This window comes from Cronobacter dublinensis subsp. dublinensis LMG 23823 (assembly GCF_001277235.1).
Classification (GTDB): Bacteria; Pseudomonadota; Gammaproteobacteria; order Enterobacterales; family Enterobacteriaceae; genus Cronobacter; species Cronobacter dublinensis.
In genome coordinates this window covers 3,384,466-3,400,446 of the sequence record NZ_CP012266.1, presented here as the reverse complement: position 1 = coordinate 3,400,446, position 15,981 = coordinate 3,384,466, and the positions used below count along the sequence as shown (strand labels likewise).

At 57.1% G+C, this 15,981-nt stretch carries 18 protein-coding genes; 12 read left to right on the top strand and 6 right to left on the bottom strand.

The genetic code is table 11. From position 1 onward, the window contains the following. Positions 1-8 precede the first annotated feature (8 nt). Entirely contained in the window at positions 9-1,178 is a 1,170-nt protein-coding gene (locus AFK67_RS15625) for a beta-barrel domain-containing protein (protein WP_007726988.1), read from the top strand. A gap of 191 nt (positions 1,179-1,369) precedes the next feature. Here AFK67_RS15625 and smpB read toward each other — a convergent pair whose 3' ends face one another. Beyond that, positions 1,370-1,852 carry an SsrA-binding protein SmpB gene (gene smpB, locus AFK67_RS15620; RefSeq protein ID WP_007726986.1) on the bottom strand — a complete coding sequence of 161 codons (483 nt, stop codon included), beginning with the start codon at positions 1,850-1,852 and terminating at the stop codon, positions 1,370-1,372. Between the two features lie 148 nt (positions 1,853-2,000). On the opposite strand from smpB, the gene AFK67_RS15615 reads away from it, so the two are divergent. Beyond that, the gene (locus AFK67_RS15615) at positions 2,001-2,438 is read left to right on the top strand and encodes a type II toxin-antitoxin system RatA family toxin (RefSeq protein WP_007681574.1); all 438 of its coding nucleotides are present in this window, start codon (positions 2,001-2,003) and stop codon (positions 2,436-2,438) included. Next, a complete protein-coding gene (locus AFK67_RS15610) occupies positions 2,428-2,718 on the top strand; it encodes an RnfH family protein (protein WP_007726984.1) in 291 nt (96 codons plus the stop codon). The genes AFK67_RS15615 and AFK67_RS15610 overlap by 11 nt, the downstream gene beginning before the upstream one ends. 92 nt (positions 2,719-2,810) lie before the next feature. Here AFK67_RS15610 and bamE read toward each other — a convergent pair whose 3' ends face one another. From bamE to nadK, 3 genes are all read right to left on the bottom strand, one after another. Beyond that, positions 2,811-3,155 (bottom strand): outer membrane protein assembly factor BamE, encoded by a 345-nt coding sequence (gene bamE, locus AFK67_RS15605; RefSeq protein WP_007726983.1) that lies wholly within the window; start codon positions 3,153-3,155, stop codon positions 2,811-2,813. A gap of 216 nt (positions 3,156-3,371) precedes the next feature. Next, positions 3,372-5,033, bottom strand: a complete 1,662-nt coding sequence (recN, locus tag AFK67_RS15600; protein WP_007726980.1) for a DNA repair protein RecN — start codon at positions 5,031-5,033, stop codon at positions 3,372-3,374. A gap of 86 nt (positions 5,034-5,119) precedes the next feature. Continuing rightward, the gene (gene nadK / locus AFK67_RS15595) at positions 5,120-5,998 is read right to left on the bottom strand and encodes an NAD(+) kinase (RefSeq protein WP_007726977.1); all 879 of its coding nucleotides are present in this window, start codon (positions 5,996-5,998) and stop codon (positions 5,120-5,122) included. A gap of 122 nt (positions 5,999-6,120) precedes the next feature. Here nadK and grpE point away from each other — a divergent pair, with 122 nt between their 5' ends. Further along, complete coding sequence (gene grpE / locus AFK67_RS15590) at positions 6,121-6,714, top strand: nucleotide exchange factor GrpE (protein ID WP_007726974.1); 594 nt, start codon at positions 6,121-6,123, stop codon at positions 6,712-6,714. Positions 6,715-6,775: 61 nt separating this feature from the next. Here grpE and AFK67_RS15585 read toward each other — a convergent pair whose 3' ends face one another. Both AFK67_RS15585 and AFK67_RS15580 read right to left on the bottom strand, forming a co-directional pair. Next, positions 6,776-8,065: an HlyC/CorC family transporter gene (locus AFK67_RS15585; protein ID WP_007726970.1), complete on the bottom strand. Its 1,290-nt coding sequence runs from the start codon at positions 8,063-8,065 to the stop codon at positions 6,776-6,778. 27 nt (positions 8,066-8,092) lie between these two features. Beyond that, positions 8,093-8,884 (bottom strand): cytochrome C assembly family protein, encoded by a 792-nt coding sequence (locus AFK67_RS15580; protein WP_007726968.1) that lies wholly within the window; start codon positions 8,882-8,884, stop codon positions 8,093-8,095. 162 nt (positions 8,885-9,046) lie between these two features. Here AFK67_RS15580 and ffh point away from each other — a divergent pair, with 162 nt between their 5' ends. The 8 genes from ffh to aroF all read left to right on the top strand — a co-directional run bounded on the left by ffh (position 9,047) and on the right by aroF (position 15,980). Continuing rightward, entirely contained in the window at positions 9,047-10,408 is a 1,362-nt protein-coding gene (gene ffh, locus AFK67_RS15575) for a signal recognition particle protein (protein ID WP_007681558.1), read from the top strand. Positions 10,409-10,680: 272 nt separating this feature from the next. Beyond that, complete coding sequence (gene rpsP / locus AFK67_RS15570; RefSeq protein ID WP_004385557.1) at positions 10,681-10,929, top strand: 30S ribosomal protein S16; 249 nt, start codon at positions 10,681-10,683, stop codon at positions 10,927-10,929. An 18-nt stretch (positions 10,930-10,947) separates the two neighbouring features. Then, the gene (gene rimM / locus AFK67_RS15565) at positions 10,948-11,496 is read left to right on the top strand and encodes a ribosome maturation factor RimM (protein ID WP_032967439.1); all 549 of its coding nucleotides are present in this window, start codon (positions 10,948-10,950) and stop codon (positions 11,494-11,496) included. A gap of 30 nt (positions 11,497-11,526) precedes the next feature. Continuing rightward, positions 11,527-12,300 carry a tRNA (guanosine(37)-N1)-methyltransferase TrmD gene (gene trmD / locus AFK67_RS15560; RefSeq protein WP_007726962.1) on the top strand — a complete coding sequence of 258 codons (774 nt, stop codon included), beginning with the start codon at positions 11,527-11,529 and terminating at the stop codon, positions 12,298-12,300. Positions 12,301-12,345: 45 nt separating this feature from the next. Further along, the gene (gene rplS / locus AFK67_RS15555) at positions 12,346-12,693 is read left to right on the top strand and encodes a 50S ribosomal protein L19 (protein WP_006178051.1); all 348 of its coding nucleotides are present in this window, start codon (positions 12,346-12,348) and stop codon (positions 12,691-12,693) included. A gap of 163 nt (positions 12,694-12,856) precedes the next feature. Beyond that, the gene (locus AFK67_RS15550; protein ID WP_007726959.1) at positions 12,857-13,288 is read left to right on the top strand and encodes a DUF2946 domain-containing protein; all 432 of its coding nucleotides are present in this window, start codon (positions 12,857-12,859) and stop codon (positions 13,286-13,288) included. Between the two features lie 55 nt (positions 13,289-13,343). Continuing rightward, positions 13,344-14,711 carry a PepSY-associated TM helix domain-containing protein gene (locus AFK67_RS15545; protein WP_007726956.1) on the top strand — a complete coding sequence of 456 codons (1,368 nt, stop codon included), beginning with the start codon at positions 13,344-13,346 and terminating at the stop codon, positions 14,709-14,711. A 198-nt stretch (positions 14,712-14,909) separates the two neighbouring features. After that, the gene (aroF, locus tag AFK67_RS15540) at positions 14,910-15,980 is read left to right on the top strand and encodes a 3-deoxy-7-phosphoheptulonate synthase AroF (protein WP_038884351.1); all 1,071 of its coding nucleotides are present in this window, start codon (positions 14,910-14,912) and stop codon (positions 15,978-15,980) included. Position 15,981 lies beyond the last annotated feature (1 nt).

Genomic DNA, 15,981 nt, shown 5'->3' with positions numbered 1-15,981 from the left:
GAGCATTAATGAGTCAACTGACGATGCAGGAAGAACTGGCGCGCCAGGGGCGGTTTTACTCCTCGGTTATCTGGTTGACGCTGGCGGCGCTGGTACTGTTTTTCGTCTGGGCGTGGTTCGCAACGCTGGATGAAGTGACGGTGGGCACCGGGAAAATCACACCGTCAAGCCGTGCGCAGGTGATAGAGAGCCTGGACGGCGGGATAGTCAACGCGCTGCTGGTGCATGAGGGCGATGTGGTGGAACGTGGGCAGATGCTGGCGCGGCTCGACCCGACGCGATTTCAGTCAAATTACGGCGAAGCGGCGGCGCGCGCGAGGGCGCTGCGCGCCTCCAGCGAACGGCTGCGTTCGGAGCTGACCGGCGAACCGCTTAAGTTTAGCGAGGAGTCGCTGCGCGAACCGGCGCTGGTCGCTCGCGAGCGTCAGTTATATGAGTCGCGCCGCCGTAATCTGAACGAAACGTTAGAGAACCTGCAAAAAACCTACAATCTGGTGATGGCGGAGCTACGCATGACCCAGCCGCTGGTGGCGAAAGGGGCCGCGAGCGAAGTAGAAGTGATCCGCCTGCAACGCCAGGCCGCAGAGCTGAAAGGCAAAATGGACGACGCGCGCAACCAGTTTGCGGTACGCGCCCGCGAAGAGCAGGTGAAAAATAACGCCGATCTCGACGCCCAGTTGCAGGCAATGGCAGGCAAGGCAGATCAGCTCGATCGCGCCACGTTGTTTTCGCCTGTGCGCGGGGTGGTGAAGGATATTCAGGTGACAACCGTGGGCGGCGTGCTCCAGCCTGGCGGCAAGCTGATGGAGATCGTGCCGCTGGAAGATCAACTGCTGGTGGAGACGCGCATTAACCCGCGCGACATCGCCTATATCCGCCCCGGCCTGCCGGCGACGGTGAAGATAACCGCCTACGATTCGTCGATTTACGGGGATCTGAAAGGCGAGGTGGAGATGGTGTCGCCGGATACGCTGCAGGATGAGGTGAAGCGCGATCAGTTTTATTACCGGGTGTATGTGCGCACCCGGAGCGCGGAGCTGAAAAACCGCAACGGCAAGCGCTTCCCGATCCTGCCAGGCATGGTGGCGAACGTGGAGATTAAAACCGGCCAGAAAACGGTGCTCGATTATTTGATTAAACCGCTCAACAAAGTGAAAGAGGCGCTCCGGGAGCGGTAGGCGGGGGGACGTTGGGGTTAGGTTGATAGTGATGTTGATATGGCGGGTGCGCTGCGCTTACCCGCCCGACGCACAGCAATAGTCGTGTTGACGATGTAGGGTGGGTAAGCGTAGCCCACCCACCATTTAACCCCAGCCCATCTTTGTGCCATAAAAAAACCGGCTTTTGCCGGTTTTTTTTGCTGGTGCGTTTAGCGTCCGGCATGTTTCATAATGCGCGCTTTGTCGAGCTGCCATTCGCGATCTTTCAGGTCGGAGCGCTTGTCATGCTGCTTCTTACCTTTCGCCACGCCGATTTTGACTTTGCACCACGCGTTCTTCCAGTACAGCGACAGCGCCACCACGGTATAACCTTCGCGGTTCACGCGGCCATACAGCGTGTCCAGTTCGCGCTGGTTCAGCAGAAGCTTACGGGTACGGGTCGGATCGCAGACCACGTGGGTGGATGCCACATTCAGCGGCTGGAAGTTAGCGCCGAACAGGTACGCTTCGCCTTCTTTGAGGATCACATAGCTGTCGCCGATATTGGCTTTACCCGCGCGCAGGGATTTTACTTCCCAGCCCTGGAGGGCCAGGCCTGCTTCAAACTCATCTTCGATGAAGTATTCGTGACGGGCGCGCTTGTTGAGCGCAATAGTGGCTGAGCCAGGTTTGTGTGCTTTTTTCTTGGTCATAGTGCCGCTCAGTATAGGTAATCCAGTCGTAAAACGCACCCCTTCCCCGGGGTGGAAAAGGGTTATCTTAGCATGTCTGCCGGCGAGTTTTTGTTTAATGGATGATAAATGTTATTATTTCTAAGTCGTATGACTCACAGGAAATACTATGCCCCAGATTAGTCGTACTGCCCTGGTGCCTTACAGCGCTGAGCAGATGTATCAGTTAGTGAACGATGTGAAATCCTATCCGGAATTTTTGCCCGGCTGCGTGGGAAGCCGCGTGCTGGAGTCTTCTCCGGGCCAGATGACGGCGGCGGTCGAAGTCTCGAAAGCCGGGATCAGCAAGACGTTCACCACCCGCAATACGCTGATCAGCAATCAGAGCATTTTGATGCATCTGGTCGATGGCCCCTTCAAGTCGCTGATGGGCGGCTGGAAATTCACGCCGCTGACCGAAGACGCCTGCCAGATTGAATTTAATCTCGATTTTGAATTCACCAACAAGCTCATCGAACTCGCGTTTGGTCGGGTCTTTAAAGAGCTGGCCTCCAGCATGGTGCAGGCGTTCTCGCAGCGCGCCAAAGAGGTTTACAGTGCCGGGTGAAATCCAGGTGGAGGTGGCGTATGCCCTCCCTGAAAAACAGTACCTGCGTAAAGTGAAGCTGGCCGAAGGCGCGTCGGTGGAAGACGCGATTATCGCCTCCGGGCTGCTTGAGCTGCGCAGAGATATCGACCTTAAAAAGAACAAGGTCGGGATTTACAGCCGCCCGGTTAAACTTGCCGATACGCTTAACGATGGCGACCGCGTCGAAATCTACCGGCCGCTGATTGCTGACCCTAAAGAGCTGCGCCGTCAGCGCGCCGAGCGAGCCGCGAAAAAGTAACGCGTCGCGGGCTACATTTCAGCTCGCTATTGCGCGCAATAAAAAAGGTGCCTCAGGCACCTTTTTTGTTTTATCGCGTTCACGCACGGCGATTAGCGCTGCGCGTCGAGCTTCGGTTTGTTATCCATGTTGGTCAGCACGCCGTTGCTGTTGAAGGTCAGGGTCAGCGTCTGCTGTGTGACATCTTCGTGGCCCGGCTGCTGGCGAAAAATGTAGAACCACGTATTGCTGCCGAACGGATCCGACATCATCGGCGTACCCAGCGCGTAGGCAACCTGCTGTTGCGTCATGCCGATGCGGATTTTAGCAATGTCGGTAGGCGTCAGGTAGTTACCCTGATTAATGTCGGGGCGGTAAACCACTCGCTCCAGAGTAGAACAGCCTGCGGTCAACATCAGAAGGACCGCTGCGGCAGCAGTCAGCGTTTTACAGCGCATAGTGATTAGATTCCTTTTCGGGCCCGAGCAACACGCGGCTCATACATAATTAGCCGATGATAATAAACCTTCAGTCAGTTTAAAACCTTAAGGCGCTTCACTATGACCGTAGCGGATGAAAAAAGTTAGCGCAAAACGCGATTAAAGCACGCGGTGCGCTTTGGTTGCTGGTTTTCTGAGCGAAAGGGCGGGGCGCTGGCCCCGCCTGCTGTGATGTTACGCCGCCAGCAGCTCTTTGGCGTTCGCGAGCGTGTTGCGTGTGACTTCGCTGCCGCCGAGCAGACGGGCCAGCTCCTGCAGGCGCGCTTTTTTATCGAGCGGCTGCATATGGGTTTCGGTCATCGCGCCGTCCGTTTCCTTGCTGACAAAGAAGTGATGGTGTCCGCAACCGGCTACCTGCGGCAGGTGGGTGACGCACATCACCTGCGTTGACTCGCCGAGCTGGCGCAGCAGCTTACCAACCACGGCGGCGGTCGGGCCGCTGATACCGACATCCACTTCATCGAAAATCAGCGCCGGGGTTTCCATCTTACGGGCCGTGATCACCTGAATCGCAAGTGCGATACGGGAGAGCTCGCCGCCAGAGGCCACTTTGGCGAGCGGTTGCAGCGGCTGACCGGGGTTCGTGGAGACACGGAAATCGATGCGGTCTGCGCCTTCCGCCGTCAGATGGTGCTCTTCAAACACCACGTCAATGGTGAACTGACCGTGCGGCATCGACAGCGAATGCATGCTGTCGGTGATGAGCTGCGTCAGTTCGCGCGCATAACCCACGCGGCTTTCGTGAAGCTCGCGGGCCACCGCCAGCGCCTGCTGGTGATGCTTGTTGACCGCAAGGGTCAGGGTTTCCAGGCAGTCGGCCTGGTCGTCCAACTGCTGCTGTTCGTCAAGCAGCTTCTGGTGGAACGCGGGCAGCTCTTCCGGGGCGATATGGTGCTTACGCGCAAGCGTAATCTGACGGGAGAGACGCTGCTCCAGCTCATACAGGCGGTTCGGGTCGAGATCCAGACGCTCGCAGTAGTGGCGCAGTTCGTCACTGGCTTCGCTCAGCTGGATGGCGGCCTCTTCAAGCATATTCAGCACGCCGGAAAGTTTGTCATCCATACCGACCAGATCGGTCACCAGGTTGCGTGCGCTGTAAAGCTGGCTTTGCAGGTTGGCATCTTCCGCGTCGGCCAGCAGGTTTAACGCCTGCTGGCTGGTAGAAAGCAGCTGCCCGCTGTTGGCTAACCGTTTGTACTCTTCATCAATTTGCTCAAACTCGCCCGGCTGCGGGTTGAATTCGTTGAGCTCTTTTAACTGATAGTGCAGCAGCTCGGCGCGGGCGACGCGCTCCTGGCTCTGCTGCTGATGCAGGGCTAAATCGCGGCAGCTCTGGTGCCACTGACGATAGCTTTGGGCCATTTGCGCCATCAGCGAACCTTCGCCAGCGTAACCGTCCAGCAGGCGCTTCTGGTGTTCAGGCTTCAGCAGAAGCTGGTGGGCGTGCTGGCCGTGAATCTGAATCAGCAACTGGCCGAGCTCGCGCAGTTGCGAAAGCGGCACGGCGGTGCCGTTGATAAACCCGCGCGAACGGCCATCGCTGCTGATAACGCGACGCAGCAGACACTCGCTACCGTCTTCAAGCTGGTTCTCTTCGAGCCAGCGCAGCGCGGCGGGGGTATCTTTCAGCGCGAAGCGCGCGCAGAGATCGGCGCGGCTGGCGCCTGCGCGGACCATGTCGCCCTCAGCGCGGCCGCCGAGGCACAACCCCAGCGCATCGATCGCGATGGATTTACCGGCGCCGGTTTCACCAGTGATGGCGGTCATCCCGGCGTTAAAGTCGATTTCCAGTTCACGAACGATAGCGAAGTTACTGATGGTTAATTGTGCCAGCATAGCCGCCTTCCTGTATAAACTCACAGAGCTGTAATTGCATACAGTATAAACTGGTTTTATATACAGTAAAGTGGCTAGCGCGGGTTTCAGAATAATTTTTTTGACCAGCCGAGTTTTGAACTTAACGTATTGAAATAGCTATAGTCTTTTGGATGAATAAGATTCAGCGGGTAATCGCAGCGGCGGATAAAGACATCTTCGCCCTCCTGAATCGGCAGCGCAATCTGGCTGTCGCAGCTGATTTCCAGATCGCTGCGCATGTTGGAAAAGCGCAGGCGGATGGTGCTGCTGCTGTTAATGACGAGCGGGCGCGCCGAGAGCGTATGCGGGAACATGGGCACCAGCGTGATGGCGTCGAGCGACGGCGTGAGTATCGGGCCGCCCGCGGAGAGCGAGTAGGCGGTCGAGCCGGTGGGCGTGGAGATTATCAGCCCGTCAGAGCGCTGGGAGAAAGCGAATTTTTCGTCGATATAGACTTCAAATTCAATCATGTGCGCCACTTTGCCGGGGTGCAGTACGACTTCGTTGATGGCGGTACTGATGCGCTTCTGGCAATTTTTCTGGCAGACCTGCGCCTCCAGCAAAAAGCGCTGCTCGCGGATGTAATGGCCTTCGAGCACGTCCGCTAATTGTTGCTGGGCGTTATCCGGGTCGAGATCGGTGAGAAACCCGAGATTGCCGCGGTTAATGCCGATGACGCTGATGTCGTAACGCGCCAGCACGCGCGCGGCCCCCAGCATGTTGCCATCCCCGCCGACCACCACCGCCAGATCCGCCTGCTGGCCTATCTGTGCCAGCGTCCCGGTGCGGGCATCCCTGAGTTTTAACTCCTCGGCAATCTGCTCTTCGATAATGACGTCATAGCCGCGATCTAAAAGCCAGCGCCAGAGCATTTCGTGGGTCGTCAGCGCGGTAGGGTGGCGCGGATGTCCGACAATACCGATGCAGTTGAAATGGTTATTCATTTTCCTGGTCGTCCTTATAGGCGTGGAAAGGGGGACAATCTGTCTGCTTCCCTTGAAACCCGCAAACTGATCCCCATAATAATCCAGGTTAGCGATACGAATGCATAAACGCGGAGAATTTCATGAGTAGTAAAGAACAGAAAACGCCTGACGGGCAAGCCCCGGAAGAGATCGTCACGGAGCAGCATGAAGAGGTTGAGGCTGTGGAGTCTGCCGAATCTGCTGAGCAGGTGGATCCGCGCGATGAAGAGATTGCCCGGCTGCAGTCGGAGTTAGCGGAATCTCAGACCCGCGAGCGCGACAATGTGCTGCGCATGAAAGCGGAGATGGAGAACCTGCGCCGTCGTACTGAGCTGGATATCGAGAAAGCGCATAAGTTCGCGCTGGAAAAATTCATCAACGAGCTGCTGCCGGTTATCGACAGCCTCGATCGCGCGCTCGAAGTGGCGAACAAAGAAAACCAGGATATGGCCGCGATGGTGGAAGGGATCGAACTGACCCTGAAATCAATGCTGGACGTGGTACGCAAGTTCGGCGTGGAAGTGATTGCCGACACCAACGTGCCGCTGGATCCGAACGTGCATCAGGCTATTGCGATGGTGGAATCGGAAGAGGTTTCGCCGAACCACGTGCTGGCCGTGATGCAAAAAGGCTATACCCTGAACGGTCGTACTATTCGCGCCGCGATGGTAACCGTCGCGAAAGCGAAGGCGTAAGCCGCGCAGTAATAAAAAAGGCCAGTCATCGCGACTGGCCTTTTTTTTATGGGCGCAACGGCTAGCTGCCTTCCACGCTCTCGCGCAGCGGTTTCACCGGCGTAACCCGCACCTGCTTAATCATGTTCTCCTGCACATCGAGAATATCAATGTCGTACTGATTGAGGCGCAGACGAATACCGCTTGAAGGGATATCTTCCAGGGCTTCGAGGATCATGCCGTTGATGGTACGGGCTTCGTCCTCCGGCAGACGCCAGTTAAAGGCTTTGTTGATTTCCCGCACGTTGGCGCCGCCTTCGATAATCACCGAGCCGTCATTCTGCGGCGTGACCTCTTCAGCAAGCGTCGGCGACATTGATGTAGTGAAATCACCGACAATCTCTTCGAGAATATCCTCAACTGTCACCAGCCCCTGGATGTCGCCATATTCGTTGACCACCAGGCCTACTTTCTTTTTATTACGCTGGAATTTCACCAGCTGGACGCTGAGCGGCGTACCTTCCGGCACGTAATAGATTTCATCGGCGGCGCGCAGCATGACCTCTTTGGTGAACTCTTTTTTCTCATTCATCTGCCGCCATGCTTCGCGGATGCGTAGCATGCCGATGGCGTCATCGAGCGACTCGCGATAGAGCACGATGCGCCCGTGAGGCGAGTGCGTGAGCTGGCGCACGATGGATTTCCAGTCGTCGTTGATATCAATGCCGACGATATCGTTGCGCGGCACCATGATGTCGCTGACGCTGACCTTTTCCAGGTCCAGCACTGACAGCAGCATGTCCTGATTGCGGCGCGAAATCTGCGAGCGCGACTCATGCACAATGGTGCGTAGTTCATCTTTACTGAGCGCGGCGCTGACGACGTTATCGGCCTTGATGCCGACCATACGCATCAAAAGGCGCGTAATGGTGTTCAGCAACCAGACCAGCGGCATCATGACGATTTGCAGCGGCCCCAGCAGAAAGCTGCTCGGAAACGCGACTTTCTCCGGGTAGAGCGCCGCGACGGTTTTCGGCAGGACTTCGGCGAAAATCAGCACCACAAAGGTGAGGACGCCTGTGGCGATGGCGACACCGGCGTCGCCATAGAGGCGCATACCGACGATGGTCGCCAGCGACGAGGCGAGAATATTGACGAGGTTGTTACCGATTAACACCAGGCTTATCAGGCGATCGGGCTTGCGCAGCAGGCGCTCGACGCGTTTTGCCGCGCGGTTGCCCTGCTTTGACAGGTGCCGCAGACGGTAGCGGTTGAGGGTCATCATCCCGGTTTCGGAGCCGGAGAAGTAAGCGGAGACCACCACCATCACGATAAGCGTTACGATGAGCGTGGTGGTTGAGATATGTTCCAAACGCGTTGTCCTTAGATGTGTGATTCGTTAACCGGCGAACTGCTGAATAACCCGGCTGCCGAAATAGGCCAGGGTCAGCAATGCGGCGCCCGCGACGTTAAACCACACCACGCGGCGCCCGCGCCAGCCTTCATGATAGTGTCCCCACAGCAGGATGATATAGACAAACCATGCGACGATGGACAGCACCGCCTTGTCGATATTCTCCATGCTGAACATGTTGTGAAGATAGAACAGGCCAGTGCAGAGCGTCAGGGTCAGCAGCACGACGCCGACCTGGGTGATATGGAACATTTTGCGCTCGATGCCCATCAGCGGCGGCATCTCGGCGCTGAAGACCAGCTTTTTGTTTTTCAGCAGATAGTCAATCCACGCCAGTTGCAGCGCGTAGAGCGCGGCGATGATCAGCGTCGCGTATGAGAAGAGCGACAGGCCGATGTGCACCATCATGCCCGGCGTAGCCTCAAGGTGCGTAATGTATTCATTCGGCACGAACGTCGCGAACGCCAGATTGATAAGCGCGAACGCGTAGACAATCGGCAGCAGCAGCCAGCCGCGATTTTTCGAGGCGACAATGGTCATCACGGTGCAGATCATCAGACTCACCAGCGAGCCGACGTTCAGCAGGCTGAGATTCTGCCCGCCGCTGCCGTCCGGGAATATGCGGCTTTCGAGCGCGACGGCGTGGCAGACGAGCGCTATCACCGCCGAAAGTATCGCAAGGCGGCGCCACGCGCTGTTCTTGCGAAGCAGGCCGGGAATGATAAGCGCCAGGCTTACCGAGTAGGCGACAAGCGCCAGCAGTGAAAAAACAGGCATATAGGATGTCGGTTTAGCCAGAAGAGAAAGAGAAGCAGTATAGCGTTACGCGCCGCCTGCTCCAACCGTTGCATCACAACCAGGGCGGCTTCATGTTATACTGCGCCTCATTCGTACTCGGTGTCGCTGCGGCGGCCTAAAGTTACCCTTGGGCAAGAGATCATGTTTGATAATTTAACTGACCGTTTGTCGCGCACGCTGCGCAATATCAGCGGCCGTGGGCGCCTGACTGAAGACAACATTAAAGAAACGCTGCGCGAAGTGCGCATGGCGCTGCTGGAGGCGGATGTCGCGCTGCCGGTGGTGCGCGATTTCATCAACCGCGTAAAAGAGAAAGCGGTAGGGCATGAAGTTAATAAAAGCCTGACGCCGGGCCAGGAGTTCGTGAAGATTGTTCGTAACGAACTGGTGGCGGCGATGGGCGAAGAGAACCAAAGCCTGAACCTGGCCGCGCAGCCGCCCGCCGTGGTGCTGATGGCGGGCCTGCAGGGCGCCGGTAAAACGACCAGCGTCGGTAAGCTCGGTAAGTTCCTGCGTGAAAAGCACAAGAAAAAAGTGCTGGTGGTTTCCGCGGACGTCTATCGCCCGGCGGCGATTAAACAGCTCGAAACGCTGGCACAGCAGGTCGGCGTGGATTTCTTCCCGTCCGACGTTGCGCAAAAGCCGGTCGACATCGTGAACGCGGCGCTGAAAGAAGCGAAGCTGAAATTCTACGACGTGCTGCTGGTGGATACCGCCGGTCGTTTACACGTCGACGAAGCGATGATGGACGAGATCAAGCAGGTTCACGCGTCTATCAAGCCGGTGGAAACGCTGTTTGTGGTCGATGCCATGACCGGCCAGGATGCCGCCAACACCGCGAAAGCCTTTAATGAAGCGCTGCCGCTGACCGGCGTGGTGCTGACCAAAGTGGACGGCGACGCCCGCGGCGGTGCGGCGCTCTCGATTCGCCACATTACCGGCAAACCAATTAAGTTCCTCGGCGTCGGCGAGAAAACCGAAGCGCTGGAGCCGTTCCACCCGGACCGTATCGCCTCGCGTATTCTCGGCATGGGCGACGTGCTGTCGCTGATTGAAGATATCGAAAGCAAAGTCGACCGCGCGCAGGCGGAGAAGCTCGCCACCAAGCTTAAAAAAGGCGACGGCTTTGACCTCAACGATTTCCTTGAGCAGCTCAAGCAGATGAAAAACATGGGCGGCATGGCGAGCCTGATGGGCAAGCTGCCGGGCATGGGGCAACTGCCTGACAACGTGAAATCGCAGATGGATGACAAAATCCTGGTGCGCATGGAAGCCATCATTAACTCCATGACCATGAAAGAGCGCGCGAAGCCGGAAATCATCAAAGGCTCGCGCAAACGTCGTATCGCGGCAGGCTGCGGAATGCAGGTGCAGGACGTTAACCGCCTTCTGAAACAGTTCGACGACATGCAACGCATGATGAAGAAGATGAAGAAAGGCGGTATGGCGAAGATGATGCGTGGGATGAAAGGGATGATGCCGCCAGGCTTCCCTGGCCGCTGATCGGCCAGGCTTCCCTGGCCGCTGATCGGCCTGGCTTGTTTGCCATTTCGGCACCGGGGTGTGCTCGCCATCCTCACGTACTGCGTGTACGCTCCGGTGGCTGTGCGCACGTCGGCACCGAACTGACCGCACCGCCGACGGCCTTTTACGGTGGGTGTATTAACTGCAGATTGCTTTTTCCCCAGAAATCAGTAAAATTTTCGGGCTTTTAATATGACGCCGGGCTCCGTTCCTCGATGGGGCCCGGTGTTTTATTCACACAAGAGGATGTTATGGTAACTATTCGTTTAGCACGTCACGGCGCTAAAAAGCGTCCGTTCTACCAGGTTGTCGTTACTGATAGCCGCAATGCACGCAACGGTCGCTTCATTGAGCGCGTTGGTTTCTTCAACCCGATCGCAAACGAAAAAGAAGAAGGCACCCGCCTGGATCTGGATCGTATCGAACACTGGGTTGGCCAGGGCGCTACCGTTTCCGATCGCGTTTCCGCGCTGATCAAAGCAGCAAAAAAAGCAGCTTAATCTGTCACGGTGGTCATGATGAGCAAGCAAGACGCCGCTAAAGCCCCTGTTAACCCGATTGTTCTCGGGAAAATGGGTTCTTCATACGGCATTCGTGGTTGGCTCAGAGTGTTTTCCTCCACCGAAGACGCCGAAAGCATTTTTGACTACCAGCCCTGGTTTATCCAGCAGGCGGGTCAGTGGCAGCAAGTACAGCTGGAAAGCTGGAAGCACCACAATCAGGACATGATCATCAAGCTGAAAGGCGTGGAAGATCGTGATGCCGCGAATCTGTTGACCAATTGCGAAATTGTCGTGGATTCCTCGCAGTTGCCGGAGCTTGAAGAGGGTGATTACTACTGGAAAGACCTTATGGGTTGCCAGGTTATCACCACGGAAGGCTACGACCTCGGTAAAGTCGTCGATATGATGGAAACCGGGTCGAACGACGTTCTCGTCGTGAAGGCAAACCTGAAAGATGCGTTCGGTATCAAGGAGCGGCTACTTCCGTTCCTCGATGGGCAGGTTATCAAGAAAGTCGATCTCGCTACTCAAAAGATTGAAGTAGATTGGGATCCTGGTTTTTAAACCTCCGGACAAACGGTAATAAACGGCGCTATGTGGATTGGCATAATCAGCCTGTTTCCTGAGATGTTCCGCGCGATTACCGATTACGGGGTAACTGGCCGGGCAGTAAAAAATGGCCTGCTGAGCATCGACAGCTGGAGTCCTCGCGACTTCACGCACGACCGGCACCGTACCGTGGACGACAGGCCCTACGGCGGCGGACCGGGGATGCTAATGATGGTGCAACCCTTGCGGGACGCCATTCACGCAGCGAAAGCCGCGGCAGGCGAGGGCGCAAAGGTGATTTACCTTTCACCTCAGGGACGCAAGCTTGATCAAGCGGGCGTCAGCGAGCTGGCGACGAACGAGAAGTTAATTCTGGTTTGTGGCCGCTACGAAGGGATAGACGAGCGCGTTATCCAGACCGAAATTGACGAAGAATGGTCAATCGGGGATTACGTGCTCAGCGGCGGCGAGCTACCCGCCATGACGCTTATCGATTCGGTTGCCCGGTTTATTCCAGGCGTACTGGGTCACGAAGCGTCGGCAACGGAAGATTCCTTTGCCGAAGGGTTGCTGGATTGTCCGCACTATACCCGGCCTGAAGTGTTAGAGGGGATGGAAGTACCGCCAGTTTTACTGTCGGGCAACCATGCCGAAATCAGACGCTGGCGCCTGAAGCAGTCGCTGGGCCGTACCTGGCTTAGAAGACCTGAACTTCTGGAAAACCTGGCTCTGACTGAAGAGCAAGCAAAGTTGCTGGCGGAGTTCAAAACTGAACACGCGCAACAGCAACATAGACATGATGGGACTGGCGACGCGTAAGCCGCTACCCGAAACATCAGTTTACCCAGGATAAGAGATTAAATTATGAGCAACATTATCAAGCAAATTGAACAAGAGCAGATGAAGCAGGACGTACCTTCCTTCCGTCCGGGTGATACCGTGGAAGTGAAAGTATGGGTTGTTGAAGGTTCCAAAAAACGTCTGCAGGCATTCGAGGGCGTGGTTATCGCTATTCGTAACCGCGGTCTGCACTCTGCATTCACTGTTCGCAAAATCTCCAACGGCGAAGGCGTTGAGCGTGTCTTCCAGACTCACTCTCCGGTAGTTGACAGCATTGCTGTTAAACGTCGTGGTGCTGTACGTAAAGCTAAACTGTACTACCTGCGTGAGCGCACTGGTAAGTCTGCTCGTATCAAAGAGCGTCTTAACTAAGATTCGCTTAAGCGACATCCGATATAAAAAGGGCTGGCCTGCGGGCTGGCCCTTTTTTTGTCCGGGGCACCCGGCCCCGTGTAAAAACCGCTGGTTTCCTTTCCTTTACGTTAACTTTCCATATCTGAATCATTTACAATAAACCTCCATTTCTGGAGGTGCAGTGGGCAGCAACGTCTTTTATCAGTCAGTGTTTCGTTATCGCGCGGCTATGCTTGCGCTATTCGCGATCCTGCTGATTGTGGTGGCGCCGCTTATCTCTGTCAGCCTGCAAAAAGACCCCATGAGCGCAATGCCCGGCATGCACCACGCGATGCCGATGGATGACATGTCTGACATGCATCCAGGAATGCCCCACGAGATGCCTTCTCCTGCGCCTGCCTCTGTGCCTGTCGATCATGCCGAAGCGTGCGGCTACTGCGTGCTGCTGGCGCATGTCCCGGGGCTGCTGCTGGCACTGTCGCTGCTGGTCTCGTTTATTCTGCAACGCGTCCGGCTGCCGGTTCCGCGTCCGGTGGCCAGGCACTGGCGCTTTTATCCCCGACTCTGGCCCGATACCCGCGCGCCGCCGCGCGTGTCTGCTTTTTCCTGCTGAAAAACTCTCTGCGCTAAGGCGCAGCGCTACCTTCTGCTTTTAAAAAAGGAAAAGTATGACTTCCTGCACCCCGCGCGCGGCATGGGTAAACCTGCTGCGACGCCTTCATTTTTATATTGGTCTGTTTATCGGGCCGTTTATCTTCGTGGCCGCGCTGACCGGCACGCTGTATGTCGCCACGCCGCAGCTTGAAAACTGGATCTATCGCGACGCGCTTTCTGGCGCAACGTCCGGCGAGCGTCAGCCGCTGGCGCTACAGGTCGCGGCGGCGGAACACCGCACCGGCGGCGAGCTGCGCCTCTCGGCGGTGCGCCCGGCGTTGACGCCTGGCGAGACAACGCGCGTGATGTTCGCCGATCCGGCGCTTGGCGAGTCAGAATCGCGGGCGGTATTTATCGACCCGGTGTCGCTCGCGGTGAAAGGCGATATGACCGTGTACGGCACCAGCGGCATCTTGCCGCTGCGTCAGTGGATAGATTACGCGCACCGCTCGCTGCTGCTCGGTAATGTGGGCCGCGTTTACAGCGAACTGGCGGCGTCATGGATGTGGGTGACGGCGCTCGGCGGCATCGCGCTCTGGTACTTAACCCGCCCGAAGCGGCGTATGAGTAACACGTTTCAGAATACGCGCCGCCTGCACGCAGGCCTCGGCTGGGTATTGCTCGCGGGCATGCTGCTGTTTTCGGCGACCGGGCTCACCTGGTCGCAGTGGGCGGGTGCGAACGTCGATAAAATGCGCGCCGCGTTCGGCTGGCTGACGCCGCAGGTTAACACGCAGCTGCAGGGCGACGCGCCGCCGCACGACCCGCACGCGGAGCATCATATGCATCACGGCGTGATGAACATGCCTGCGCCGTCCATCGATGCGAGCCTGTATGACCGCGTGCTGGCGGCGGCGAGAGGCGCGGGCATCGACGCTGGCAAACTTGAGATTCGCCCGCCGCGCGAGGCGGGACGGGCCTGGACCGTCACGGAGATCGATCGCGCCTGGCCCACGCAGGTGGATGCCGTCGCGGTGGATGGCGTCACGCTGCGCGTTATCGACGCCACCCGCTTTGCCGATTACCCGCTGATGGCAAAGCTGACGCGCTGGGGCGTTGATTTCCATATGGGCGTGCTGTTCGGGTTGGCGAACCAGCTGTTGCTGGTCGCGTTTGGTTTGGCGCTGTGCGTCGCGATTGTGCTTGGTTACCGTCTCTGGTGGCTGCGTCGTCCGCCGGGGCCGCTGGTGAGCCCTGCCGCGACGCTAAGCCAGGGCTGGCTAAATCTGCCGCCCGTCTGGCGCGTTATTACCCTGGCCGTTGCCGTGCTGCTGGGCCTGGCGCTGCCGGTCATGGGCGTCAGCCTCGCTATACTGCTGATAATGGATTACTGGCGCTGGCGGCAGGGGGGCACTAAAACCCTCACGCATAAGGCACAGTGAAAACGAGGCGGGGAAGCCCGCCTTTTCATTAACTGTAAAATAAATATTACATATTTATGCCTGTTTAGCGCCATTTATTTTATTAATGTAAAGTTATCGGTACGTATTGTGGATTGAAATCTTTACCGCGTATGGTATTGTTAAACCCTCCTCGCAGAGGAAAACTATCGCAACGAGCAAACTTACAGGATCGCTATCATGCAAAAAGACGCGCTGAATAATGTTCATATCGCCGATGAACAGGTATTAATCACTCCTGACCAACTGAAAGCCGAGTTTCCGCTGACTGTAGAACAGGAGGCGCAGGTGGCGCGCTCTCGCCAGACCATCTCCGATATTATCGCCGGTCGCGATCCGCGTTTGCTTGTGGTGTGTGGACCTTGCTCGATCCACGATCCTGAAGCCGCGATTGATTATGCTCGTCGTTTTAAAGCCCTGTCCGAACAGGTCAGCGATAGTCTCTATCTGGTTATGCGCGTCTATTTTGAAAAGCCCCGCACCACGGTGGGCTGGAAAGGGCTGATTAACGATCCTCATATGGATGGCTCGTTTGATGTGGAAGCAGGTCTGAAAATCGCCCGTAGCCTGCTGGTGGAGCTGGTGAGCCTCGGGTTGCCGCTCGCGACCGAAGCGCTCGACCCGAACAGCCCGCAATACCTGGGCGATCTTTTTAGCTGGTCCGCGATTGGCGCGCGTACCACGGAATCGCAGACGCACCGCGAAATGGCGTCTGGCCTCTCAATGCCGGTCGGTTTTAAAAACGGCACCGACGGCAGCCTCGCGACCGCCATTAACGCAATGCGCGCCGCCGCTATGCCGCACCGTTTCGTCGGCATCAACCAGGCAGGCCAGGTTTGTCTGCTGCAAACCCAGGGCAACCCGGATGGTCATGTGATCCTGCGCGGCGGCAAAGCGCCGAACTACAGCCCGGCGGATGTGGCGCAGTGCGAAAAAGAGATGGAGCAGGCGGGCCTGCGCCCGGCGCTGATGATCGACTGCAGCCACGGCAACTCGAATAAAGATTACCGTCGCCAGCCGGGCGTCGCGGAATCCGCCGTTGCGCAGATCAAAGACGGCAACCGGTCGATTATCGGCCTGATGATTGAAAGCCATATTCACGAAGGCAATCAGTCTTCCGAACAGCCACGCAGCGCCATGAAATACGGCGTTTCCGTGACGGATGCCTGCATCAGCTGGGAAACCACGGAAGCGCTGCTGCGCGAGCTTCATCAGGATCTGCAAGGGGCGCTTGCTGAGCGTCTGGCGTAAG

Excerpts from the sequence above, each read along its gene's own strand:
- AFK67_RS15625 (WP_007726988.1), top strand. The coding sequence starts at position 9 with ATGAGTCAACTGACGATGCAGGAAGAACTGGCGCGCCAGGGGCGGTTT.
- smpB (WP_007726986.1), bottom strand. The coding sequence starts at position 1,852 with ATGACCAAGAAAAAAGCACACAAACCTGGCTCAGCCACTATTGCGCTC.
- AFK67_RS15615 (WP_007681574.1), top strand. The coding sequence starts at position 2,001 with ATGCCCCAGATTAGTCGTACTGCCCTGGTGCCTTACAGCGCTGAGCAG.
- bamE (WP_007726983.1), bottom strand. The coding sequence starts at position 3,155 with ATGCGCTGTAAAACGCTGACTGCTGCCGCAGCGGTCCTTCTGATGTTG.
- recN (WP_007726980.1), bottom strand. The coding sequence starts at position 5,033 with ATGCTGGCACAATTAACCATCAGTAACTTCGCTATCGTTCGTGAACTG.
- nadK (WP_007726977.1), bottom strand. The coding sequence starts at position 5,998 with ATGAATAACCATTTCAACTGCATCGGTATTGTCGGACATCCGCGCCAC.
- grpE (WP_007726974.1), top strand. The coding sequence starts at position 6,121 with ATGAGTAGTAAAGAACAGAAAACGCCTGACGGGCAAGCCCCGGAAGAG.
- AFK67_RS15580 (WP_007726968.1), bottom strand. The coding sequence starts at position 8,884 with ATGCCTGTTTTTTCACTGCTGGCGCTTGTCGCCTACTCGGTAAGCCTG.
- ffh (WP_007681558.1), top strand. The coding sequence starts at position 9,047 with ATGTTTGATAATTTAACTGACCGTTTGTCGCGCACGCTGCGCAATATC.
- rpsP (WP_004385557.1), top strand. The coding sequence starts at position 10,681 with ATGGTAACTATTCGTTTAGCACGTCACGGCGCTAAAAAGCGTCCGTTC.
- rimM (WP_032967439.1), top strand. The coding sequence starts at position 10,948 with ATGAGCAAGCAAGACGCCGCTAAAGCCCCTGTTAACCCGATTGTTCTC.
- trmD (WP_007726962.1), top strand. The coding sequence starts at position 11,527 with ATGTGGATTGGCATAATCAGCCTGTTTCCTGAGATGTTCCGCGCGATT.
- rplS (WP_006178051.1), top strand. The coding sequence starts at position 12,346 with ATGAGCAACATTATCAAGCAAATTGAACAAGAGCAGATGAAGCAGGAC.
- AFK67_RS15545 (WP_007726956.1), top strand. The coding sequence starts at position 13,344 with ATGACTTCCTGCACCCCGCGCGCGGCATGGGTAAACCTGCTGCGACGC.
- aroF (WP_038884351.1), top strand. The coding sequence starts at position 14,910 with ATGCAAAAAGACGCGCTGAATAATGTTCATATCGCCGATGAACAGGTA.